This is a genomic window from Providencia alcalifaciens (assembly GCF_915403165.1).
In the GTDB taxonomy this organism is placed as follows: Bacteria; Pseudomonadota; Gammaproteobacteria; order Enterobacterales; family Enterobacteriaceae; genus Providencia; species Providencia alcalifaciens_C.
Genome location: NZ_OU659204.1, coordinates 348,590 through 372,704 on the forward strand (window position 1 = coordinate 348,590; position 24,115 = coordinate 372,704).

Annotated in this window: 24 protein-coding genes; 16 read left to right on the forward strand and 8 right to left on the reverse strand. The window is 44.1% G+C overall.

Features of this window, described 5'->3' with window-relative positions; genetic code table 11:
* The first annotated feature begins 148 nt into the window (after window positions 1-148).
* Window positions 149-1,207: an NAD(P)H-dependent flavin oxidoreductase gene (locus LDO73_RS01525; RefSeq protein ID WP_224059886.1), complete on the forward strand. Its 1,059-nt coding sequence runs from the start codon at window positions 149-151 to the stop codon at window positions 1,205-1,207.
* Between the two features lie 45 nt (window positions 1,208-1,252).
* Here the strand turns inward: LDO73_RS01525 and yhjD are convergent, their stop codons facing one another.
* Window positions 1,253-2,245 carry an inner membrane protein YhjD gene (yhjD, locus tag LDO73_RS01530; protein WP_224059887.1) on the reverse strand — a complete coding sequence of 331 codons (993 nt, stop codon included), beginning with the start codon at window positions 2,243-2,245 and terminating at the stop codon, window positions 1,253-1,255.
* A 175-nt stretch (window positions 2,246-2,420) separates the two neighbouring features.
* Window positions 2,421-2,822: a DUF1090 domain-containing protein gene (locus LDO73_RS01535; RefSeq protein ID WP_224059888.1), complete on the reverse strand. Its 402-nt coding sequence runs from the start codon at window positions 2,820-2,822 to the stop codon at window positions 2,421-2,423.
* Between the two features lie 229 nt (window positions 2,823-3,051).
* On the opposite strand from LDO73_RS01535, the gene LDO73_RS01540 reads away from it, so the two are divergent.
* Both LDO73_RS01540 and gorA read left to right on the forward strand, forming a co-directional pair.
* On the forward strand, window positions 3,052-3,894 hold the full coding sequence (locus LDO73_RS01540; protein ID WP_224059889.1) for a 23S rRNA (adenine(2030)-N(6))-methyltransferase RlmJ: 843 nt from the start codon (window positions 3,052-3,054) through the stop codon (window positions 3,892-3,894).
* Between the two features lie 147 nt (window positions 3,895-4,041).
* On the forward strand, window positions 4,042-5,394 hold the full coding sequence (gene gorA, locus LDO73_RS01545; protein WP_224059890.1) for a glutathione-disulfide reductase: 1,353 nt from the start codon (window positions 4,042-4,044) through the stop codon (window positions 5,392-5,394).
* Between the two features lie 86 nt (window positions 5,395-5,480).
* Here the strand turns inward: gorA and LDO73_RS01550 are convergent, their stop codons facing one another.
* Window positions 5,481-6,080 (reverse strand): glutathione S-transferase family protein, encoded by a 600-nt coding sequence (locus tag LDO73_RS01550; protein ID WP_224059891.1) that lies wholly within the window; start codon window positions 6,078-6,080, stop codon window positions 5,481-5,483.
* A 50-nt stretch (window positions 6,081-6,130) separates the two neighbouring features.
* Window positions 6,131-6,829 carry a helix-turn-helix transcriptional regulator gene (locus tag LDO73_RS01555; RefSeq protein ID WP_224059892.1) on the reverse strand — a complete coding sequence of 233 codons (699 nt, stop codon included), beginning with the start codon at window positions 6,827-6,829 and terminating at the stop codon, window positions 6,131-6,133.
* Between the two features lie 223 nt (window positions 6,830-7,052).
* On the opposite strand from LDO73_RS01555, the gene LDO73_RS01560 reads away from it, so the two are divergent.
* From LDO73_RS01560 to LDO73_RS01585, 6 genes are all read left to right on the forward strand, one after another.
* Window positions 7,053-8,270 (forward strand): ABC transporter substrate-binding protein, encoded by a 1,218-nt coding sequence (locus LDO73_RS01560; protein WP_224059893.1) that lies wholly within the window; start codon window positions 7,053-7,055, stop codon window positions 8,268-8,270.
* Window positions 8,271-8,333: 63 nt separating this feature from the next.
* Window positions 8,334-9,197: a carbohydrate ABC transporter permease gene (locus tag LDO73_RS01565; protein WP_224059894.1), complete on the forward strand. Its 864-nt coding sequence runs from the start codon at window positions 8,334-8,336 to the stop codon at window positions 9,195-9,197.
* Window positions 9,198-9,199: 2 nt separating this feature from the next.
* Window positions 9,200-10,012, forward strand: a complete 813-nt coding sequence (locus LDO73_RS01570) for a carbohydrate ABC transporter permease (RefSeq protein ID WP_224059895.1) — start codon at window positions 9,200-9,202, stop codon at window positions 10,010-10,012.
* A 12-nt stretch (window positions 10,013-10,024) separates the two neighbouring features.
* Entirely contained in the window at window positions 10,025-11,083 is a 1,059-nt protein-coding gene (locus LDO73_RS01575; protein ID WP_224059896.1) for an ABC transporter ATP-binding protein, read from the forward strand.
* Complete coding sequence (locus LDO73_RS01580; protein WP_224059897.1) at window positions 11,073-11,813, forward strand: ribonuclease Z; 741 nt, start codon at window positions 11,073-11,075, stop codon at window positions 11,811-11,813. Before LDO73_RS01575 ends, LDO73_RS01580 begins: the two co-directional genes overlap by 11 nt.
* Window positions 11,810-12,823 (forward strand): substrate-binding domain-containing protein, encoded by a 1,014-nt coding sequence (locus tag LDO73_RS01585; RefSeq protein ID WP_224059898.1) that lies wholly within the window; start codon window positions 11,810-11,812, stop codon window positions 12,821-12,823. The genes LDO73_RS01580 and LDO73_RS01585 overlap by 4 nt, the downstream gene beginning before the upstream one ends.
* Window positions 12,824-12,856: 33 nt before the next feature.
* Here LDO73_RS01585 and mobB read toward each other — a convergent pair whose 3' ends face one another.
* Both mobB and mobA read right to left on the reverse strand, forming a co-directional pair.
* Entirely contained in the window at window positions 12,857-13,375 is a 519-nt protein-coding gene (gene mobB, locus LDO73_RS01590) for a molybdopterin-guanine dinucleotide biosynthesis protein MobB (protein ID WP_224059899.1), read from the reverse strand.
* Window positions 13,372-13,965: a molybdenum cofactor guanylyltransferase MobA gene (gene mobA / locus LDO73_RS01595; protein WP_224059900.1), complete on the reverse strand. Its 594-nt coding sequence runs from the start codon at window positions 13,963-13,965 to the stop codon at window positions 13,372-13,374. Before mobA ends, mobB begins: the two co-directional genes overlap by 4 nt.
* 214 nt (window positions 13,966-14,179) lie before the next feature.
* On the opposite strand from mobA, the gene LDO73_RS01600 reads away from it, so the two are divergent.
* The 4 genes from LDO73_RS01600 to polA all read left to right on the forward strand — a co-directional run bounded on the left by LDO73_RS01600 (window position 14,180) and on the right by polA (window position 19,242).
* Complete coding sequence (locus LDO73_RS01600) at window positions 14,180-14,449, forward strand: YihD family protein (protein ID WP_224059901.1); 270 nt, start codon at window positions 14,180-14,182, stop codon at window positions 14,447-14,449.
* A complete protein-coding gene (locus LDO73_RS01605) occupies window positions 14,450-15,451 on the forward strand; it encodes a serine/threonine protein kinase (protein ID WP_423810865.1) in 1,002 nt (333 codons plus the stop codon). It abuts the gene before it with no gap.
* Window positions 15,452-15,484: 33 nt separating this feature from the next.
* On the forward strand, window positions 15,485-16,108 hold the full coding sequence (dsbA, locus tag LDO73_RS01610; RefSeq protein WP_224059903.1) for a thiol:disulfide interchange protein DsbA: 624 nt from the start codon (window positions 15,485-15,487) through the stop codon (window positions 16,106-16,108).
* A 329-nt stretch (window positions 16,109-16,437) separates the two neighbouring features.
* Window positions 16,438-19,242, forward strand: a complete 2,805-nt coding sequence (polA, locus tag LDO73_RS01615) for a DNA polymerase I (protein WP_224059904.1) — start codon at window positions 16,438-16,440, stop codon at window positions 19,240-19,242.
* Window positions 19,243-19,964: 722 nt separating this feature from the next.
* Here polA and yihA read toward each other — a convergent pair.
* Entirely contained in the window at window positions 19,965-20,585 is a 621-nt protein-coding gene (gene yihA, locus LDO73_RS01620; RefSeq protein ID WP_224059905.1) for a ribosome biogenesis GTP-binding protein YihA/YsxC, read from the reverse strand.
* 267 nt (window positions 20,586-20,852) lie between these two features.
* Here yihA and ppiA point away from each other — a divergent pair, with 267 nt between their 5' ends.
* Window positions 20,853-21,425 (forward strand): peptidylprolyl isomerase A, encoded by a 573-nt coding sequence (gene ppiA, locus LDO73_RS01625; protein ID WP_108478750.1) that lies wholly within the window; start codon window positions 20,853-20,855, stop codon window positions 21,423-21,425.
* Window positions 21,426-21,512: 87 nt separating this feature from the next.
* Here the strand turns inward: ppiA and LDO73_RS01630 are convergent, their stop codons facing one another.
* A complete protein-coding gene (locus LDO73_RS01630) occupies window positions 21,513-21,764 on the reverse strand; it encodes a type II toxin-antitoxin system Phd/YefM family antitoxin (RefSeq protein WP_211887233.1) in 252 nt (83 codons plus the stop codon).
* A gap of 380 nt (window positions 21,765-22,144) precedes the next feature.
* On the opposite strand from LDO73_RS01630, the gene LDO73_RS01635 reads away from it, so the two are divergent.
* Window positions 22,145-22,720 carry an aminodeoxychorismate synthase component II gene (locus tag LDO73_RS01635; protein WP_036948669.1) on the forward strand — a complete coding sequence of 192 codons (576 nt, stop codon included), beginning with the start codon at window positions 22,145-22,147 and terminating at the stop codon, window positions 22,718-22,720.
* A 131-nt stretch (window positions 22,721-22,851) separates the two neighbouring features.
* A complete protein-coding gene (locus tag LDO73_RS01640; RefSeq protein ID WP_224059906.1) occupies window positions 22,852-24,066 on the forward strand; it encodes an aspartate aminotransferase family protein in 1,215 nt (404 codons plus the stop codon).
* Window positions 24,067-24,115: the final 49 nt, after the last annotated feature.

A 24,115-nucleotide genomic window follows, 5' to 3' on the forward strand; every position in this document is an offset into this window, starting at 1 on the left:
GTAATGAGAAATGCGGTCGCTATCACATTCCGAAAAACAGTTAGGTTCATTAGGAAAAGATTGGGATAGAATGATAAAGATACATATTATATGCAATTTATTAACATGCTATTCATCTATCGCGTAAGCATAAAAAGGTAAGGAAAGTATGAGCCATTCCAATGTATTAATGCATCGCCTCAACCTACGTTATCCTATTATTCAAGCACCTATGGCGGTGGTTTCAACACCTGCGTTGGTAGCCGCCGTTTGTGAGGCGGGCGGATTGGGCTCCTTAGCACTGGGTGCGAGCTCGGTAGACCAAGCAAGGTCAATGATTGCAGCCACTCAAGCACTGACGGACAAGCCGTTTAATGTGAATGTGTTTTGCCATACCACGCCACAACGTAATAGCCAGAACGAGCAGGCTTGGTTAGCGCATTTGCAGCCTAAATTTCAGCAATTTAACCGTCAAGCTCCAGAGCAATTGGATGAAATTTATCTCTCATTTTTAGATAATCCAGCCATGTTGGCGCTTTTCTTAGAAATGAAACCCGCTGTCGTGAGTTTTCACTTCAATGTGCCGTCTCGTGAAGTTATCAATGCTTTGAAAGAAAAAGGTATTTTTACGATGGCGACGGCGACAAACTTACATGAAGCCCAATTAATTGAACAAGCCGGCATTGATGCGATTGTGGCACAAGGAATAGAAGCTGGTGGACATCGTGGTATGTTTGATGTGCAATCCAAAGATGAAGAATTGACGACAAATCAGTTGGTTGCGCTACTTGCTAAACACACTCAATTACCGATTATTGCGACAGGGGGGATCATGGATGGTGCGGATATCAAGCAAGCCCTTGCTCATGGTGCCTCTGTCGCACAATTAGGAACCGCCTTTCTGTTATGCCCTGAATCTGCGGCAAATGAAGGATATCGTCGTAAGCTGAAAAGCCAAACGATGGACAATACTTATTTAACTGCTGCTATCTCAGGGCGGCCTGCTCGAGGTATTTTCAACCAGTTTATGCAAGCGGGGCAGCAGTATGATGAAAGTAAATTACCAGATTATCCCATCGCTTATGATGTAGGTAAGCAACTGAATGCCGCGGCAACTCACTCCGGCAATGATGAATTTGCCGCCCATTGGGCGGGACAAAATGTGGCAAAAGTCCGTGAAATGAGCGCAAAAGATTTGATGGCGGCATTAGTGAAAGAGATGGAATAAATGCATGAGGGGAATGATAAATCCGTCATTCCCCTATGATTGAGATTAAGAAGTGAGAACGTCTTGTGAACCACCTTTCGGCTCATCCGTGGCAATCCACGCGGCGCAAAAGAGTGTGAGTCGGGCAAAGAAATAGAAAAATGCCATTAACCCCAATACTGAACCGAAAGCTGCCCCCGATGGCGAAGAGGCTAAGGTTGGTAAAATCCATGTCATGATAGATTTGATGATTTCAAACCCAATCGCAGCGAGCAAGGTGCCTTTCAACAGTGAGCGGCGACGGTGCTGCATGCGTGGTAAAATCCAGAAAATCCACAAAAATAATAAGAAGTTAGCGGTAATGGAAATCGCTAAACCAATCAAGGTCCAAACAGGCTTAAGCCACTCAATGCTGTCTAAGCCAAGAGTGCTGACAATGGTCGCTTGTGCAGAACCTGCTACAGAGGTCAGTGTAATGGTGACAATTAACGCAATTAGCAAGCCAATTAGCGCGAAAAAGTCCCGAACATAGCGAAAAACGATATTCTCCTGCTCTGCTTCATTCCGTTCCCAAGTGGTGCGAGATTGCGCCAAAATCGCTAAGCGCAAGTTATTCACCCAGTTAACCCCAGAATAAACGGCTAATGCTAAACCCGTTAACCCCACGGTAGTACGCTGGCGGATGGCGGTATCAATGGTCTGCTCAAGGGTATTCGCGAGTGTGGGATCTGTAATGTTGGCAGAAATGCCACGAATGAGTTTTTCAAGTAATTCAGGATTGCTGGCTAACACGAAACCCGCCGCCGCGAAGCTAAACATCAGTACGGGGATCAGGGATAAAAATGAGAAATAGGTAATTGCGGCACCAAATTGGTTACCCATTCTATCGGTAAAACGCTGAGCAGTGCGGATTAAATGCGCGATAAATGGAATTGCACAAACAAAATCAACCACCCTCATTGAGAGCGTTAGGGCTTTTTTACTGCCATCTAGGCTTTTGTTCAGAGTGGATTTTAATTTGTTGGTCTCTTTTTGTTGCTCATCTTGCATGCCTGACATGCGTTCCCCTTTTCACTGCTTAATCAAAATGTTCTTATAATTCACCATTCTATATTCTTTTATACTATAGCCTAAGTTTGTTGATAATTTCACCCCATGCCTTTATTTATCCAAAATTAGGCATGGGGTGAGATAAAGAATGAAGGTTAACTATTTGATTAAAGCTGAGTTTTCACTAAAGGGTGTCTTTGTAGATATCTGAGAGGTCTTGGGCTTCTTGAAGCTCAGCCTTTGCTTCGGCAACTTTACGCTTATGTTTAGCGATTTTTTCAGGATCACCTTTTTGAATGGATTCTTGCAATTCAGCTTCGCGCTCAGCGACTTTTTTCTGCTTTTCGGCAATTTTCTGCTGGCTATCGCGATACAGTGAATCAGAGGTACAGTAGCGGTTAACGTTCTCGAGAGCGCGCTCTAAGCCATTTACGCGGTAAGTATTACCGTGTTCTTTGGCATATTTGAGCTGAGTTTCAATTTTCTGCTTTTTAATTTCACACCCTTGAGATGAATTTTTAGCCATTGCAGAATTATTCACTAAAAACAACGCTAATATTGAAGATATTATAAATACTCGTTTCATTGGTTTCCCCTGTTATGGTTTTTAATTTCGCTTAGGATAGCGTTTCGGTAAGGAAAGGTCATGTGCAATTTTGTCATGTTTTGTCACTATGACAATCCCATCAAATTTTAGCTATAATGGCGCGAAAGAAATTATTCGGTCTATTTTTCATTCAACAGACCTTCTGTACAGATTCTATTAACAGCGTTCACAAATGTGACTGCTGAATTCCTCAGGAAATAAACGCGACATGTTAAGTTATCGTCATAGCTTTCACGCAGGCAACCATGCGGATGTTCTCAAACATACGGTGCAAAGTCTGATCATTGAATCTCTTAAAGAAAAAGAGAAACCATTTCTGTATCTGGATACCCATTCCGGCGCGGGTCGTTATCAATTAACCAGCGAGCATTCAGAAAAAACGGGTGAATATCTCGAAGGGATTGCGCGTATTTGGGATCAGCCAGACCTGCCAGAAGAACTGCAACCTTATATGAATATCGTGCGCCGTTTAAATGAAAACGGACGTTTACGCTATTATCCGGGTTCCCCATTATTGGCGAAACATTTACTGCGTGAGCACGATAAACTGATTTTAACGGAATTGCATTCCAGCGATTATCCATTATTACGTGGTGAATTTTTAAAAGATCACCGCGCGCAAGTCTCCCGTGAAGATGGTTATCAACAATTAAAATCAAAACTACCACCACAAAGCCGTCGAGGCTTTATGTTGATGGACCCATCTTATGAAATGAAATCTGATTATGAAACGGTGGTTAAAGGGGTTGTAGAAGGTTATAAACGCTTTGCCACGGGTACATACGCTATTTGGTATCCTGTTGTTTTACGCCAACAAATCAAGCGTATGGTGAATCAGTTAGAAGCAACGGGTATCCGCAGAATTCTGCAAATTGAATTAGCGGTGCGTCCAGACAGCGACCAACGTGGCATGACTGCATCCGGTATGATTGTCATTAACCCGCCTTGGAAACTTGAGCAGCAGATGAAAAATGTCCTGCCATGGTTACATAAAACACTGGTGCCAGAAGGCACTGGTCATACATTAGTTGAGTGGATTGTACCTGAGTAAATTGTACCTGAGTCATTTATACCGGAATAACAATAGACTCTGGCTATTGCAGTAACAGGCAATAGCTATCTTAAATGTTTATGTTTACATAGCATAATAAGAGAATATTAACGTATTCGTAATTCAACAAATGGGAATCACCAAGTTATGAGCAAACATTACGACTATATTGCAATTGGCGGCGGTAGCGGCGGTATTGCGTCAATGAACCGTGCGGCCATGTACGGACAAAAGTGTGCCCTGATTGAAGCTAAAGAGTTAGGCGGCACTTGTGTTAATGTCGGTTGTGTACCGAAAAAAGTGATGTGGCATGCAGCACAAATTTCTGAAGCAATTCGCGCCTATGGTCCAGACTATGGTTTCGATACCACTATCAATGATTTCAACTGGAAGAAATTAATTGAGAGCCGTACTGCTTATATCGACCGTATCCACCAATCTTACGATCGCGTACTTGGCAATAACAAAGTCGATGTGATCAAAGGTTTTGCTCGTTTTGTTGATGCTCATACAGTTGAAGTGAATGGCGAAATTTACACCGCGGATCATATTCTGATTGCAACCGGTGGTCGTCCGGTGATCCCTGAGATCCCAGGTGCAGAATATGGCATGACCTCTGACGGTTTCTTTGAACTGGAAGCGTTACCTAAACGTGTTGCAGTCGTCGGTGCCGGCTATATTGCTGTTGAACTGGCGGGTGTTTTAAATGGTTTAGGTAGCGAAGCGCACCTGTTTGTGCGCAAACATGCTCCACTGCGTGCATTTGACCCGCTTATCGTTGAAACATTAGTAGAAGTGATGAACGCAGAAGGCCCAACGCTGCACACGGAATCCATTCCGAAAGAAGTGGTCAAAAATGCAGACGGTTCACTGACACTGAAATTAGAAAATGGTCACACGCAAACTGTCGATGCTCTGATTTGGGCAATCGGCCGTGAGCCAATGACGGATAACCTGAATATTGCAGCGGCAGGCGTTGAGCTAAACGCGAAAGGCTATATTAAAGTCGATAAATATCAGAATACTAATGTCTCTGGTGTTTACGCGGTGGGCGATAACACTGGTGCGGTAGAGCTAACACCAGTAGCGGTTGCTGCGGGCCGCCGTTTGTCTGAGCGCTTGTTTAACAACAAACCCGATGAGCATTTAGATTACACCAACGTGCCAACGGTTGTATTCAGCCATCCGCCAATTGGCACCGTGGGTTTAACTGAGCCAGAAGCCATTGAAAAATATGGCGCTGATGCAGTGAAATGCTATAAATCTTCATTTACTGCGATGTATACCGCGGTGACTTCTCATCGCCAACCATGCCGCATGAAGCTGGTGTGTGTGGGTAAAGAAGAGAAAATTGTCGGCATCCACGGTATCGGTTTTGGTATGGATGAAATGTTGCAAGGCTTCGCGGTCGCTCTCAAAATGGGCGCAACCAAGAAAGATTTCGACAACACTGTCGCAATCCACCCGACTGCAGCAGAAGAGTTTGTGACAATGCGTTAAGCATCGTTTAACTCTCTTTAGCAAGAAATTAAAAAGGCGCAGGTTAACTCTGCGCCTTTTTGTATTTTACGGATGGATAATATGTATTACATCGCCAGCAGCGCAGCAATCTCTGGGTGCGTTGCTAAGTTATCCATATACGTTTGCATTGCTGGTGTTGCGGTATGCCCGCAATACTTGATTAAAAACATCACAAAGCTGCCTACATACACATCTACTGCGGTTATGTTAGCACCACAAATAAACGGTTTGGCATCTTCTAAACCGATATTTAATGCAGCCATAGCGCGTTCATAGGTTCCGAAACCGAATGATTTTTGTTGTTCTTCGTTGAGTTCCACACCTAAATCACGAACAGTAAACGCAGATTCAATTGGACCTGCGGTGAACAAAAACCAGCGGTAATAAGCACCACGGTCAGGGCTATTGAGTGCAGGGGCAAATCCCTTTTCAATAAATTTGTCAGCAAGATATAGGCAAATCGCTGCACATTCAGTCACCACAACATCACCATCAACTAAAGCTGGCACTTTTGCCATCGGATTAATGGCTAGGTATTCTTTGGTGTGCATCTCTGCACCGTAGGCTACTTCGATTCGCTTATAGGGAACACCCATCATTTTTAACAATAAATCGACAGTGTTGCCACGGGACATTGAATTAGTAAATAGAACGAGCTCGCTCATCTTGGTTTTCCTTAAATGAAGTAGAAAACCTACTATAAGGGAGTGGAGTGTCAGAAATTGTCAGGAGTGTCGCAGAGAATTTCTTGCCTCCAACGATTGAACAAATAGCTTTTAGGATAGGGTAGTGAATCACTTAAAACCACATAAGATTGAATTCTATCTAAGCGGAAATGGCGATAGCTTTGGCGTAGCTCGCACCACGCCGCTAACACTTGTGTCTCTTTCATATAGCCAACCGCAATCGGCCAAATAATGCGTTCACTGGATTGTCCTTTAATATCCACATACGCCATTTTGGCTTTGCGCTCTTCTCGTAAACTCAGGCGCAAATCTTTCGCGACATTATCGTCAATTTGATTAAGTTGGGTGGTAGGAGCGAATAGGGTATTGCTGTTTAGGATGATCTGCGCATCTTTGGCAACTACAGCATTAATTTTATTGAGTGTGCGTAACGCAGAATTTTTGAGTTCTTCATCGGCATTACTTTGTACCCAGCGTAAACCTAAAATCAGCGCTTCCAGTTCATTCTCATCAAACATCAATGGCGGCAGTAATAATCCGCTTTTTAATTGATAACCGATGCCGGCTTCCCCGGTAATTTCAGCTCCCTGATCTCGCAGTGATTCAATATCACGATAAATGGAACGAACACTCACCTCTAACTGACAGGCGAGGGCATCTGCGGTGACCGGATAGCGATTCTCTTTTAGGATCTGGATCAGCGTGAGTAAACGTTGGGTGCGAGTCATTCGGCTCTCAGTTAGGATGTTATGCAAAGAATTGCCAATCATACTAAAGAAAGCCGCTATTGAATTCCAATCGTCTTTGCCATTCTGAATAAAACCTTCACTTCATCTTCATCTAACTGTCATCTTCCAGCCGTAGCCTGCCATGGCAATTTGAACGCGCGTGCAAAAACGACTCAACCGAAAATTCATACAAAAAACAAGAGACATCCACTAGGAGAAGCAAATGATTAAGCGCACATTATTGGCATCCGCTCTGATAGCCTCAACACTTGGCGCTAGCGCCTCAGAATTAATTATTGCCGGACGAGACAGCAGCTACGGTGATGCGATGCAGTTTGTTGTCGACGAATATAAAAAAAATAATCCCAAGGCAGACATCACGTTAGTTAAGCGCCCGAGTAAAGGGCTGTATGAAAGCGTCGTGCTCTCCATGCGCGAAAAAACCGGTAACTATGATGTGATTTTAATGGATGACACCTGGGCACCTGAATTCCTCGCTAACAAGTGGTTATCCCCACTTCCTGATTCACTCCAAGATAAAGACTTTATTCAGTCCACCGTGGATATTGGTCGCCAAGATGGTAAAGGTGCGAGCTATGCATTGCCAATGGTGGGCAACGTGGCGATGTTTGCGTGGAATAAAGATCTGTTCGACCAGTACAAGCTTCAACAGCCGAAAACATGGACGGATGTGTTGAACTCTGCGAAAACCATTAGCCAAGATGGCAAAGCCAATGGCGTGGTATATCGCGGAGTGAAAGGTAACCCGATCGTGACGGGATTTTTACCCATTCTGTGGGGATATGGTGGCGATGTTGTCGATAAAAACGGAAAACCGACCTTAAATACCCCGCAAGCCAAACAAGCGTTAGAAACCTTCTTAGCCATGAAGCAATATGCGCCGAAAGGGGTGGATGTGTTTAATGCGGATGAAGTTCGTGATGCATTACAAAAAGGTACCGCAGCGATGGCAATCGAAGTGTGGCCAGCTTGGGTGCCTGATCTTGATAACGCCAAAGTCTCAAATGTGGTCGGCAAAATGGAAATGATGGCTCCACCAGCAGAAACCGGACAGCCAGCACCGATGCTGGGGATCTGGCAGCTAGCCATTCCGGCAGATGCGAAAAACAAAGTGGAAGCGGAGCAATTCCTCGCATTTGCGAGCAGTGCTGAAATGCAAAAAGCATTAGCACTAAACTTCGGTACACCGCCAACGCGCCATAGCGTGTATGCCGACCCGCAAGTTGTTAGTCAATACCGTTGGTATCCGCAACAAGCTGCCGCATTAGAAGCCGGTAAAGCACGCCCACGCATTCAAAATTGGGCAGAAGTAGAAAGTATTCTTGGGGACTTTTTACAAATGGCGATGATGGGGCAAATGACCGCGGATCAAGCTTTGGAACAAGCGCAAAAACGTATTGAGCGTAGTACCAAAAAATAGCACCCAAAAAATAGTGATGTTTTTCATGGCGCTAGTTTCTAGCGCCTTTATGGAATGCTGAGTATGTTATTTGAAAACCGTAAACAGTTGTTTTGGTTACTCCTCCCAGCGTTGATTATGCTGGGGTTATTGACGTTGTATCCCATCGTATCTGTGCTGTATCACGCATTTGGGCAAGTGGATTATATCGATGACAGCTATCACTTTATTGGCTGGTCGAATTTCTCGGAATTGTTCGACGACTTTTTCTTTCTGGCTGCAATTAAAAATACCTTCGTGTTTACCCTCGTGGCCTCCATCGCCCAAGTTCTCTTAGGGCTGTGGCTTGCACTGTTGTTTAACCGTCAATTTGCTGGGCGCAAATTTGCGTTACCCATCATTATTTACCCGATGATGCTCTCCACGCTGGTGTGCTCCTCGATTTGGCGCTCTTGGTACAACTATGATTTTGGATTCTTAAATAGCCTGCTAATGGCAGTGGGGCTACCCGCCCAAGAGTGGCTGTTTAACCCGAATTTAGCACTGTATGCCATTGCATTGGTGGATACATGGCAATGGACGCCAATGGCATTTTTGATCATTTTGGCGGGCTTGCAGTCCATTCCTAAAGATATTGGTGAAGCGGCGATGGTGGATGGGGCAAAAGGTTGGAAATCCTTTGTCTACATCACGCTTCCACTGATCAAGAAGCAACTGATGCTGGCATTTTTATTGCGATCTATCGATACCTTTAAGTTATTCGACAAAGTGTATGTGATGACGGGGGGCGGCCCAGGAAATTCAACCGAGACATTATCTATGTTTGTCTATAAATACGGTTTCCGCTTCTTTGACTTGGGTATGGCGAGTGCGGCGGCGCTAGTGATGTTGGCGATTTCCTTGCTGATGACATTGATTTATGCCCGCAACGTAATGAAAGGACGCTGATCATGAAAGCCAAAATACACACATTGTTGGTCTGGTTGGCGGTGTTTTTCATGACGCTGCCGATTATTTGGATGTTCGGCACGGCGTTTAAATCCCCGTCAGAAATTATGCAATCGGGGGCAAAGTTACTGCCGAGCCAATTGAGCTTATCGTCGTTTGAAAAGCTATTTGAAGGGGATTTGCTGCGCTTAGTGGGCAACACGGTTTTAGTCTCGGTGGGGGCAACCGCGGTTTCGGTGGTGCTCGCGTTCCTTTGTGCTTACGCTTTAGTGCGTTATCGCTTCCCCGCTAAGCTCGATAACGTGTTTTTGCTCGGTGTATTGATTATCAAGATGATGCCGCCGATTGTGATTGCCATTCCACTCTATTCCTTAATGAACCAAGTCGGGTTACTGAATACGCGCATTGGGCTGATTTTGTCTTATCAGGTGTATACCTTGCCGTTTTGTATCTGGATGCTGCTCGGTTTTATTCGCGATATTCCATTAGAAATTGAAGAGGCTGGGGCGATGGATGGGGCGAACTTACTGCGCCGCTTAGCTTATATCGTATTTCCTCTGTGCGCGCCGGGGTTAGTCGCGACGGCGATTTTCTCCATGATCCTCGGTTGGAATGAATTTTTATTTTCGCTGTTATTTATTCACACACCAGACAAATTCACCATCCCATTATTTATCTCTAACTTTATGACTGAAGACGGTACCGCGTGGGGAGAAATGATGGCGATAGGGATTGTTTCTTCGTTGCCGATGTTGGCACTGGCAGGCTATATGCAGCGTTATTTATTACGTGGTTTCTCGATGGGATTGAAATAGTAGGCACTTATCATGAAAAAACTCGAATTGATTAACATTGGTAAAAGCTACGCAGGGCACTGCGTGATCCCGCAAGTGGATTTAACCATCGACAATGGCGAATTTGTGGTGTTTGTCGGGCCTTCTGGCTGTGGGAAATCCACATTGCTACGCATGATTGCAGGGCTTGAATCCATCACCGAGGGAGAGCTGAAACTTAATGGCCAACCTCTAAATGATGTGCATCCCTCACTGCGACAAGTGGCAATGGTGTTCCAATCCTACGCCCTGTATCCCCATATGAGTGTGGAAAAAAATATGGGATTCCCGCTGAAGATGGCGGGAATGAGAGCGAGAGAAATTACCCAAAAAGTACGGGAAACCGCAGAGAATTTACAATTAACCCATTTGCTTGACCGCCTACCTTCGGCGTTGTCTGGCGGGCAGCGTCAGCGGGTGGCGATTGGGCGCGCGATAGTGCGTGACCCGGAGTTATTTTTGTTTGATGAGCCGCTGTCTAACCTTGATGCCAAATTACGCGGGGAGATGCGCATTTACTTGAAGCAACTTCATCAAAACTTGAAAGCCACCATGATTTACGTGACTCACGACCAAGTTGAAGCGATGACCTTGGCTGACCGCATTGTGGTCTTAAATCAAGGACGCATTGAGCAAGTAGGCACGCCTGAAACCCTGTACCAGCAGCCAGCCAATAAATTTGTAGCGTCATTTATTGGGTCACCGGTGATGAATTTTCTCCCACCGCAAATGTTCGATTCAATCGATATTTCGCTACCTGCTGGGGCGGAGTGTATAGGCGTTCGCCCTAATCAAGTGGTGGTGGATAGCCAAAACCCAGATGCCTTTATGCCAATCACGGTGGTGGAACCTCTTGGGCATTCACGACTCTACTATGGCCTATTACAAGACAAGGGTTCTCTCCAAGGGCAGCATTTTGTGGTGGAAAGTGACCAAGTTTATGGTTTGGGAGATAAGCTACCCATAAGCTTAGCGCGTTCGACGTTGCACTTTTTTGATGGGCAAGAACAACGGATTGAAATGGCTAAAACAAGGACAAACCATGCAGCCTAGCTTTCAAATTACGGTAGTGGGAACGGGGGATGCTTATGATAGTGAACGCACCAATGCCAGTATTCTTGTGGAAGAGTCAGACTACCAATTGCTGGTGGATTGTGGCCCGACGGTGCCTCAAGCGCTGTTTGGGCAAATGCATGTGGAAGAATTGGATGCTATCTATTTGACCCACACTCATCCAGATCACTGTCTTGGGTTAACCACGTTACTCAATTGGATGGATTCGTACCGACGCCAGCGCCCACTCACAATTATTGCTCAGGGGGAACAACGGGCGCTATTAGCGCCGCTTCTTGCCTTTGCTCATTGGCCAAAAGCGCAATTAGGTTTTGAGGTCATCCAACAAAATAGTGAAGAAATTCAATTTATTGGTGATTGGAAAGTGACGACGGCATTAACCCAACACTCGGTAAGTAACCGTAGTTTGCACCTGACGGCGAATTCGGGGCGCAGTCTGTTCTACTCCGGTGATGGTGAGATTTCACCTCAAGGGGAACAACTGGCACTGCAAAGTGATTGGGTATTTTTGGAGTGTGAAACCCTCGATATTCACCCGAGTCATGGCTCTTGGGCGTCGCTACACCAGCGGTTGCAAAAGTTATCCCCCAAACCTAATAGCCAATGGCGGCTTTATCATATTGAACCTCGTTACCGAGATAGCCTGCGTGAACATATAGCCGAATATCTGTTTCTTCAGTTGGCTCAGCAGGGGGAATGCTTATCATGATGCAAAATCGAAAAGTGACGGCATCGGATGTGGCGGAAGTGGCAGGCGTTTCCCGCTCGTCGGTATCCCGGGCATTTACCGAAGGCGCGAGTATCCACCCGAAAAAACAGCAAAAGATTTTAGATGCGGCGAAGCAGTTGGGTTATCAACCTAATTTTTTTGCTCGTACACTGAGTACGCCTAACCAGAAAAAACGTTCCAATATCGTGGCGATCCTTGTCAGTGATTTATCGAACCCGTATGAATCCTATTTGTTTGAAGCCTTATCCAGCGCATTACAAGGGCACGGAAAACAGCCGATGTTGTTGAATGTGAAGCAGGCGGGCGACCTTGATGCGGCGATTTTGCAATTATCGGGATACCAAATTGATGGAGTGGTCGCTGTGGTGGGGTCACTGCCAGCGGAGCATTTTCATCAATGTTTAAAGCTCTCTTTACCGCTAATTACACTGGGGCGCAGTGATGCTGCGGGATTGATCCCTTCAGTACAAACAGATAACCAATTAGCCGGTGAAATGGCAGCAAAATATCTATTAAGTTTAGGCTTAACTAAGTTAGGATTTTTGGCAGGGCGTGGAGATGGGCAGGCATCAAATGAACGCTATCAAGGCTTTAAAAACCATTTAATGGCAGCGAACTATCCTGAGCCAGCGCGTCTATCAGCGGGGAGTTATCGTTATCAAGCGGGCTTTGGGGCGGCGTTACAACATCAGCAGCAACTTCAAATGCTGGATGGTTTATTTTGTGCCGCAGATTCTTTGGCGCTGGGGGTAATGGATTGTTGCCAGCAAGCGCTGAATATTGCGGTTCCTGAGCAACTTAGGATCGTGGGGTGTGATGATATTCCGATGGCGGGGTGGGAAGGGTATCAACTCACGACATTGGCGCAGCCTGTGGATCGCATTGCTCAGCAAGTGATTACCTTGCTTGAAGGCATTTGGGCGCAGTCAGAGAATCAACCGAATCTTATCAAGCTTGAACCTGAGCTGATGGTGCGCAAAAGTGCATAAAAAATGCCTCGAATGAGGCATTTAGAGCGGCAATTACTGGCTTTTCTGCCACCAGGAAACAATATAGTCCGCCACTTGTTCAGGGTTATTGATATCCAATTGAGGGACGTCGGTATCAATAATTTCATCGCTGGCAACCGCCACCACATACTCGTCGATTAAGCCGTTTAGCGGTTTACCCACATCGGATCGAAACAGCGCGATTTTATCGATGGACTCACTTTTGAATCCTTCCACTAAGATCAGATCTAACGAAGCAGGATCAAAGCGGCTAGCCAGATAGCTCAGATCCATTTCATTGCATTCAGGGGTTTCGGTCATTAATGCCCAGCGCTGATTGCTTGCCACTAACGTTTGGTCTGCTCCTGCTTTGCGTAATTCATAACTGTCTTTGCCCGGCGTATCAATTTCCATATCGTGATGAGTGTGCTTGATTAGGCCCACACGAACATGACGCTGTCTCAGTAAAGGGATAACTTTCTTGAGCAAAGTTGTTTTCCCGGTGCCACTGTAGGCGGTGATCCCGAGTAGAGGTAACGTGTTCTGGTTCATGATTTTTTTTGTTGTAACTCCCAGTTACGGCTATCTTCCGGCGTATTTAAATTAGCAAATGTGCCAGTTTCAGAGGTAAACATGACGCCTTTTGCATCGATTTCACGCATAAATAGCATCAGTTTGCGATCTCCTCTTGCGAGGTAATCATCCAACGATTTCTGGAGAGACCGATGGAGTAGGGTAAATGTCGGGTGCTCCCGTTCGTTATCGCAGGCGTAGCAGGCAAGGTGCTCGCCTTTTTCGCGAAACATTTTTTCGGCTAAATCAGTTGGAAATTCGGGAACATCGCAAGGTACAAATAATAGCCAATCGGTGGTGACTTGATGGAGTGCGGCTTGCATACCGGCTAAGGGGCCCGAAAAATCCGCAGTTAAATCCGTGAAAACAGGCAGCTGGCTTTGTGCATATTCTGCATGATGGCGATTAGCATTGATCATCAATTGACCGACTTGCGGTTGCAAACGTTCAATAATGTAGCGGTATAAAGGTTTGTCCAATAAAGGTATTAAACCCTTATCTTGGCCGCCCATGCGGGTGCCTTTGCCCCCTGCGAGGATAACGCCTGTAATCGACTGACGAAATGACATGTTCAATATCTCTGAAAATCTTAGCGAAAATGTTTTAACGAACTTAAGTAGTTTTTTGAGTATAGTAACAGCTAAAATCTATTCTATTTTCCTATAAAATCAATGAATATTAATACAAGAAACGGTTAAACTTTACTTAGATTGACAACTGTTCCCTTTTTCTCTTGTAGGATTATTGGTAACTTGTATCGAATATTCGTGATAAGGAATAAACATGAAATGCCATCGTTTAAATGAAGTCATCGAACTTCTGCATCCAGTATGGAAGGACAATTCAGATTTAAATTTAGTGCAATTACTGCAAAAACTGGCAGATGAAGCGGGTTTTAAAGGCAGTTTATCTGAACTGACAGACGACGTATTAATTTATCATCTAAAAATGCGTGGCACCGACAGTAATACGGTGATCCCCGGTATTCAAAAAGATTACGAAGATGATTTTAAAACGGCCATCCTACGTGCTCGTGGCATCATAAAAGATTAAATGAACATGGATTTAACAGAACAATCGAGCTTCCATTTTAGTGGGATCTCCCCTGATTTAATTCTTGATGCGCTGATGGAAGCGGGGATTTACCCTGAATCAGGGCTGACAGAGCTTAACAGCTATGAAAATCGCGTTTACCAATTTCAGGATGAAAACCGCCAACGCTATGTGGTGAAATTTTACCGTCCTGAGCGCTGGAACCGTTCTCAAATTCAAGAAGAGCATGATTTTACCCTTGAGCTACAAGATGAAGGTTTATCGGTGGCTGCGCCTTTAGAATTTGCCGGACAAACGGTATTAGAGTTTGGTGGGTTTATGTTTGCACTCTTTCCGAGTATCGGAGGGCGTCAATATGAAACGGATAACTTATTCCAGCTTGAGGGTGTCGGTCACTTATTAGGGCGTGTGCATCAAATTGGTAAACAGCGAAACTTTGCATTTCGTCCGACTCTTGGTGTGGAAGAGTACCTTGAGCAACCGAGAAATATTATCGCCGCCAGTTCATTAATTACTGAACGTGATAAAGCACCATTGATAGATTCACTGGATAAGTTGATTACCCAAGTTAAAGCCCTGTGGCCTGCTCCGCAATCTTTTATTCGCCTACAAGGGGATTGCCATCCCGGCAATATTTTGTGGCGTGATGAAGCTTGGCTGGTGGATTTTGACGATGCACGCAATGGTCCTGCGGTGCAAGATTTATGGATGTTGCTTAATGGTTCGCGCCAAGAGCAAATTGTCCAACTGGATACGTTATTAGAAGCGTATAACGAGTTTTGTGATTTTGATGTACGTGAGTTAAAGCTGATTGAACCGCTACGTGCGATGCGAATGGTGCATTATTTAGGATGGATCCTTCGTCGCTGGCAAGATCCCGCTTTCCCGAAAGCATTTTCTTGGATCCAATCTGCTGATTTTTGGCAAAAACAATCTATCGAGTTTGCACAGCAAACTGAGCGGTTGTTAGATGCTCCTTTGCAATTGAACCCGCAATATTAATATTTAAGACTGTGTTTTTGGAGAAAGTTTTCTATGAAAAAAATCATGTTGGCTTTGATTGGTATCGCCATGTCTTTTGGTGCTGCAGCAGCAAATTATTCAGAAGGTAAAGAGTACACGGATGTTAAGCCTCCGGTACAAGACTTACCGCAAGTTTTGGAGTTTTTCTCATTCTACTGCCCACACTGTTATCAGTTTGAAAGTATCTACAAAGTGCCACAAACGGTTGAGAAAAATCTGCCGGAAGGTGTCACTAAAGCGCGTTATCACGTTGATTTCTTAGGCCCTCTAGGGGCTCAAATGACTCAGGCGTGGGCTGTGGCGATGGTGCTGAAAGTTGAAGATAAAGTGACGCCAATTCTGTTTGAAGGCATTCAGAAAACCCAAACTATCAATACCCCTGCGGATATCCGTAATGCGTTTATTAAAGCGGGCGTAACGGGTGAAGAATACGATGCAGCGCTAAATAGTTTTGTCGTGAAATCGTTAGTTGCTAAGCAACAAAATGCCGCACAAGATTTAAAACTGCGTGGCGTGCCAGCGTTATTCGTCGATGGTAAATATCAAATCCGCAATAACGGAATTTCTGTCGATAATGCAGACGATTATGCTAAAGAATACTCAAAAGTTGTGAACTTCTTAGTCAGTAAAAAATAATCAGTGAAGATAGCGGCAATTTGCCGCTATCTTTTTATTTGCTGATTGTCCGTTATCAATATCCACAATTCGACCATCCCCCCTGATTTGCGACAAATCAAAGCTTTGTTAGCTAACTTATTGATTTTATTTTGTTGTTTTCTTCTTGCGATTTTCTTACTCATTGAATCCGTTAGATAAGTGAATTTTACTCACAAAGTTATCCACAGGATGTTATCGCGTAAAAAATGGGATAACTCGGCGGGAAATTGAATCTCAAGGTGTATCTAAAGCCACAATGTGGCATCCTATCCCCCATTCATTCCCGATAAAAAAGATGATGACAGATTATGGCTCAGATTGCTGAAAATCCCCTTATTTTGGTAGATGGCTCTTCCTACCTGTACCGTGCTTATCATGCATTCCCTCCATTGACCAACAGCGCCGGTGAACCTACCGGAGCGATGTATGGCGTGTTGAATATGCTGCGTAGCCTAATCATGCAATATACCCCGAGTCATGTGGCGGTTGTCTTTGATGCCAAGGGAAAAACGTTCCGTGATGAACTGTTTGAAAGCTACAAATCCCATCGCCCGCCAATGCCGGACGATCTGCGTGCTCAAATCGCACCATTGCATGAGATGGTAGAAGCCATGGGGCTGCCGCTGCTAGTGGTACCTGGTGTGGAAGCGGATGACGTCATCGGTACGTTGGCGCGTGAAGCCAGCAGCAAAGGGATGTCAGTGCTGATCAGTACAGGTGATAAAGATATGGCGCAGTTGGTGGAGCCGAATATCACCCTGATCAACACGATGACCAACACCATTCTAGGCCCTGAAGAAGTGGAAGCGAAGTATGGGGTTCCACCAAGTCTCATTATCGACTTTTTAGCCTTAATGGGTGACTCATCGGATAATATTCCAGGGGTGCCGGGTGTCGGTGAAAAAACGGCATTAGCGTTATTGCAAGGTATTGGTAGCTTAGATGACATCTATAAAAACTTAGATGCGATTGCCCCACTCGGTTTCCGTGGCTCTAAGACCCTAGCGCCAAAAATGGAAGAGAACCGCGAACTCGCACTTTTATCTTACCAATTAGCGACGATTAAGACAGATGTTGAGCTAGAAAAACCGTGTGAAGAACTCAAAGTGACGGAACTGGATGCGGATAAACTTCATTCGCTGTTTAGCCGTTATGAATTTAAACGCTGGTTGGCCGATGTGGAAAATGGTAGCTGGATGGACGGCAAAGGGGTTAAACCTGCCAAAGCCGCAGAAAGTTACCGCGCACCAGAAAGCCAACCTGCGGCAAAATCTAAGCCAGCAGTCCCAACGCTATGTGCTGAAAATTACCAAACAATTCTCGATAAAGAACAGTTAGATAGCTGGGTGAAAAAACTCAGCGAAGCCACGCTGTTTGCCTTTGATACAGAAACTGACAGCCTTGATACTCAAGAAGCGCGTTTAGTGGGTATGTCTTTTGCCATCGAAGCTGGCCATGCTGCGTATTTACCTATTGGACATGACTATCTTGATGCGCCAGACCAGTTGCCTTTAAAAGATGTTTTGGCAGCCATGAAGCCTATCTTAGAAAATGAGAAAATCGGTAAAATTGGTCAGAACCTAAAATACGATGCGGAAGTGTTATTAAATTACGATATTTCGCTAAAAGGCATCGCGTTTGACACTATGTTGGAATCTTATGTGTTGAACAGTGTGGCAGGTATGGGGCGTCATGATATGGACAGCCTTGCAGATCGCCATCTCAACCATAAAACTGTGAGTTTTGAAGAGATAGCGGGTAAAGGTAAAAAGCAGTTAACCTTTAACCAAATTGCATTGGAACAAGCGGCAAACTATGCGGCGGAAGATGCGGATGTGACATTGTTACTGCATCAAGCGCTGTATCCGCAACTGGAAGCAGAGCCAAAATTAGCTCACGTTTTCCAAAATATCGAAATGCCGTTGGTACCAGTGTTGGTGCGTATGGAGCGCAAAGGGGTGCTGATTGATGCGGCGGCATTAGGGGCGCAGTCTCAGGTGATCACCGCACGTTTAGCGGAGCTGGAAAAACAGGCGTTTGAGTTAGCGGGTGAAGAGTTCAATTTGGCATCTCCGAAACAGTTGCAGACGATTTTATTCGAAAAGCTGCAATTACCAGTTATCAAGAAAACGCCAAGTGGCGCAGCTTCAACCAACGAAGAAGTGCTTGAAGAGTTGGCATTAAACCATGCATTACCAAAGTTACTGTTAGAGCATCGTAGCTTAGCGAAGCTAAAATCCACCTATACAGATAAGCTGCCGCTGATGATTAATCCAAAAACTCATCGTGTGCATACCTCTTATCACCAAGCAGTAACAGCGACGGGGCGTTTGTCTTCCCGTGACCCTAACTTGCAAAATATTCCGGTGCGTACTGAAGAAGGTCGCCGTATCCGCCAAGCGTTCGTGGCGCGCGATGGCTACAAAGTGATGGCGGCGGACTATTCGCAAATTGAATTGCGTATTATGGCGCACCTTTCCCAAGATAAAGGCTTATTGACGGCGTTTGCGGAAGGGAAAGATATCCATAGAGCCACCGCAGCCGAAGTGTTTGGGGTTCCATTAGAGGAAGTCACCAGCGACCAACGCCGTAGTGCAAAAGCGATTAACTTCGGTTTGATTTATGGCATGAGTGCATTTGGTTTGGCTCGCCAGTTAGGGATCCCACGCGGGGAAGCGCAGCGTTATATGGATCTCTACTTTGAGCGTTATCCAGGTGTATTGCGTTATATGGAAAATACCCGTCTGCAAGCGTCTGAACAAGGTTATGTTGAGACATTAGAAGGCCGTAGATTGTATCTTGCAGATATTAAATCCAGCAATGGTATGCGCCGTAAAGCGGCTGAACGCGAAGCGATCAACGCCCCAATGCAAGGTACTGCTGCCGACATCATCAAAAAAGCGATGATAGCGGTAGATAACTGGCTCGAAACCGAAAAACCAGATGCAGATATGCTTATGCAGGTGCACGATGAACTGGTGTTTGAAGTCAAAGAGTCCGAGCTAGAGAAGGTGCAAGCGAAGGTTCAGACGCTGATGGAGCAGAGTATGACGCTGGATGTTCCCCTAAAGGTGGAAGTCGGTGTTGGCTCGAACTGGGACGAAGCCCACTAATACTCGTCTACTCGTCATATTTCGGGCTGTAGGGGTGTTGGCTGCACTCGGCCACCCTAGTCACATACTTGTGTATGCTCCTAGGGATATCCTCATTTGCCGCCTACCTACAGCCGCGAACTATTTAGAGTATTGGATGGGTAAGAGATAAAGAGAAAAACTCTTAGTAAAACCTAAAAGAAAAAGACAAGAGCAAAAGCTAAGAGTTAAGCAGAAGATAATGTAAGGCACCCCAAAGGTTGGCAACAATGTTTGGGGTGTTTTTTTATGTTTAGAATATTTTTTATAGTGGTATTTACGCAGCTAATTGGAGGCGTGTTATTCCCTTTAAATTGCACATAATTCATGGGTAAAACACTGAATTTTAAATATATCGTTGGGATGGGGAATGGCGTTATTATGCGACTTAGATCTCATAAATATGTAGTAAAAATACGTTTTTAACGAATTATTAGGCAATAAATAGGGCTGAATCGTAGTAAGCTTTGAAAAAAAACTACAAAAATCCTTTTTTTCGGGCGGAAAATAAAGTACATTATTAGGCGTAGGGTACAGAGGTAAGATGTTCTATCTTTCAGACCTTTTACTTCACGTAATCGGATTTAGCTGAATATTAGCTGCTCCAGTCAAGTTTTTGACTGGAGCATTTTTTTTGCATAAATTCTGATGCGCTAACGGCATAGACCGTTGTACGCCACATGGGCGCACAAGGAATGAAAAGATTATTCTGCGGCGTTATTGTACCAACTGTCGAGTTTGATACGTAATTTATCGATACCCATTTTTTTCAGAGCAGAGAAATATTCCACTTCAATATCGCCTTCCGCTGATAATGGCGCTAATGCTTGGCGAACTTCCATTAACTGTTTCTTTCTTGCGCCTGACGCGAGCTTATCCGCTTTGGTCAGTAGAACAAGAACAGGAATACTCATGGCGACTGACCATTCGATCATCTGCATATCGAGGTCTTTTAATGGATGACGGATATCCATCAAAATCACTAACCCTTTGATACATTCTCTTTTCTGTAAATATTCACCGAGAGCTTGCTGCCATTTGCGCTTCATCTCTTCAGGTACTTCGGCATAACCGTAGCCTGGAAGGTCAACTAGGCGAATGCCCTCTTCAACTTCAAATAGGTTGATAAGCTGAGTTCTTCCCGGTGTTTTACTGGTTCGCGCTAAGCTTTTTTGCTGTGTTAATGCATTTAATGCACTGGATTTGCCCGCGTTAGATCGGCCAGCAAACGCCACCTCAATGCCCGTATCTTTTGGTAGATGACGGATATCGGGGGCACTGATGACAAATTTTGTCATGTGGTAGTTGTGGTTTTTAATTGCCATTGGTGGTTCTCCCTGAGTAGCCTCAAAAGGCTGGGGGATTATAGCGACTCAATAGCATACAAACAACAAAAGGGGGATATTTGGTGTGATATCTATTTGAGAATGGCATTATGTGAAGGCTTTTTCATTAAATTACTCTACAATTGATTTAATTCAGCAAAATTTAACTATTTGGCGTAAATATAGGTAAATCTTTAGTAATTACTCCCGCTTCGCTCTAGAATTGGGCATTAATATGTTTTTGGGTATTAACAAAAGGGATCTTGAATGTTGAAACGAATTTTTGTGCCATTATTGGCAATCTGTGCAATGAGCACAACTTCTCTTGCATTAGCCGCGGGTGAAACTTACGTTAAATTAGTCACCTCCGCAGGTAATATTGAATTAGAACTCAATAGTAAAAAAGCCCCTGTTAGTACTGAAAACTTCCTGCAATATGTTAATGAAGGTTATTACAATGGTACAACCTTCCACCGTGTTATTCCTGGATTTATGATCCAAGGTGGCGGTTTTAATAAAGAATTGCAGCAAAAACAAACTCGTGCACCAATCGCTAATGAAGCTGATAATGGATTACGTAATTTACGTGGCACTATTTCAATGGCTCGTAGCGCAAATAAAGACAGTGCAACTAGCCAATTCTTTATTAATGTCGCTGATAATGCGTTTTTAGATCACGGTCAACGTGATTTCGGCTATGCGGTATTTGGTAAAGTCGTTAAAGGAATGGATGTTGCAGACAAAATTTCTAAAGTGAAAACAGAGAACGTAGGCCCATATCAAAATGTTCCTGTTGAACCTATTACGATTATTTCCGCGGAAGTGATTAAAAAGCCTTAATATCATTTCTAATGAAGAGGGTGGTTTATTGCAATCATCCTCTTATCTACAAAGCCTTTCTTTGCATTTTTTCTTACACTCTTTCCATTATAAGTCATCCCAACTCACTTCTATTTCATCATCATCCATGCGTGCGATTGCTTTTTCTAATAGGAGTTGATCGCCAAGTTTTTCTACCATTAGCTCGAATAAATCGGTAGGTACGCAGTAAAAGATCGCTTTGTTGTGGCTCAAAATGGCAACAGGCTCTCCATTTGATTCATTCATTGCGGCGGAGGGATTCTTTTTAAATTCGCTAATTGATGATGTTTTTTTAGCAAGAAGCGTTTTGGTATACATAGCAACCTCTAAAATTAGCACTAAATATGGAGCTTATTTTAGAGTAAAAAAACATATTGTCCATGAAATACACAATATGAAGGGCAATCTAATTTAGTCTGGCTGCTGCTATTTTATTCCATTGTATTTAAAGCAATTATTATCAAATTTTGAATGTTGTTATATTCTTGTAAACATAATCCCATGATTTTTATATGGAAATTTTGTACTGAAAGTGGGTTACTTGACGTAAATAGGCTATTTTCCTGTCTTGGCTGTGCTATGATAGCCGCCCTTTGTGATAATTTATGGTTTTTGGGACGCGTTCTAATTGCTAACCGCCACAAATTATGCATAAACAAAAAAACTTATAATGATAAAAATCAGTCGGATAGGCTACTATGCTTTTACTTATTGATAATTACGATTCATTTACATACAACTTATACCAATATTTCTGCGAACTAGGGGCGGAAGTGCTGGTGAAACGTAATGACGAAATTACCATTGAAGAAATTGAACAATTGGCTCCAACCCATTTGGTCATTTCACCGGGTCCTTGCACGCCTGATGAGGCGGGGATTTCTCTGGAAGCGATAAAACATTTTGCCGGAAAGGTCCCCATCTTGGGGATATGCTTAGGTCATCAAGCCATTGGGCAAGCTTTTGGTGCCTCTGTCGTGAAAGCGAGAGAGGTGATGCACGGCAAAACGTCATCTATCCACCATAATCATCAAGGGGTATTTAAAGGACTCAATCGGCCTTTAACTGTAACTCGCTATCACTCTTTAGTGATTGCGGCGGAAACGCTACCAGCCTCTTTTGATGTCTCCGCGTGGTCATTGAATAATGGGGATATCGATGAAATTATGGGGATCCGCCATAAAACCCTGCCAATTGAAGGGGTTCAATTCCATCCTGAAAGTATTCTCAGTGAGCAAGGCCATGAGCTGCTGAGTAATTTTCTCAAATATTAGTGGTTAATTTTTGCGAATAGCAAAATTAATTATGCATATTTTACCCTTTCCTATTGCTCTTTATTGATTTTTTATTCATATTTGATGCTTATATTTTCACTTAAGCATTCGATAAAGAGCAGGTGAGGGGTATGTCAGAACAACACGCAGTCAATCGGCAAACTTTTGATCAGGTTATGTTACCTATTTTTTCGCCAGCTGAATTTATTCCAGTTAAAGGCGAAGGTAGCCGCGTTTGGGATCAGCAAGGTAAAGAATATATTGATTTCGCAGGCGGGATCGCGGTTTTAGCTCTGGGTCATTGCCATCCAAGTCTAGTTGCTGCTGTTCGTGAACAAAGCGAAAAACTTTGGCATGTGAGCAATGTTTTTACCAATGAACAGGCGTTAAAACTGGCCCAAAAATTAACGAAAGCAACGTTTGCAGATCGCGCATTTTTTGTGAACTCAGGTTCTGAAGCGAATGAAGCCGCATTCAAGTTAGCGCGTCGTTATGCCATCACCAAATATAGCCCATATAAAACGAAGATCATTGCATTCAAGCAAGCGTTCCACGGCAGAACATTATTTACTGTCTCAGTCGGTGGGCAAGCGAAATATGCAGATGGTTTTGGTCCAAAGCCTGCGGATATTATTCACGTGCCTTTTAATGACCTTGATGCCGTTAAAGCCGTGATTGATGAAAATACTTGCGCGGTGGTATTGGAGCCTGTTCAAGGGGAGGGCGGAGTAACCCCGGCGACATCAGAATTTCTGCAAGGAGTACGTAAACTTTGCGATGAAAATAATGCATTACTTATTTTTGATGAAGTGCAAAGTGGTATGGGGCGTACGGGGAAATTATTCTCTTATATGCATTATGGTGTGACTCCCGATATTTTAACCACGGCAAAAGCCCTCGGTGGCGGTTTCCCTATCAGTGCGATGATAACAACTGCGGAAATTGCGAAAACAATGGAAGTAGGTTCACACGGAACAACTTATGGCGGTAATCCGCTGGCGTGTGCGGTCGGTAATGCTGCTTTTGATATTATCAATACCGATGAAGTACTTGATGGGGTTGCTAAACGTCGTGAGTTATTTGTCGCCCATTTAAACAAACTTAATGACCAATATGGAATTTTTGCTGAAATTCGCGGTATGGGCTTATTAATTGGCGCAGAACTAAATGGCAAATTACTGAATCGCTCAAAAGATATTTTGCAAGCTTGTGCGGCAGAAGGGCTGATGATGCTGAATGCGGGCACGAATGTATTGCGCTTTACACCATCGCTGATTATTTCTGAAGATGAAATCAATAGCGGTATGGCGAAGTTAGAAACAGCAATTAGTAAACTGTTGGGTTAATTGTTTTTTTATAGTAACAGAGGCATATTTGCCTCTGTTACTGAACTAT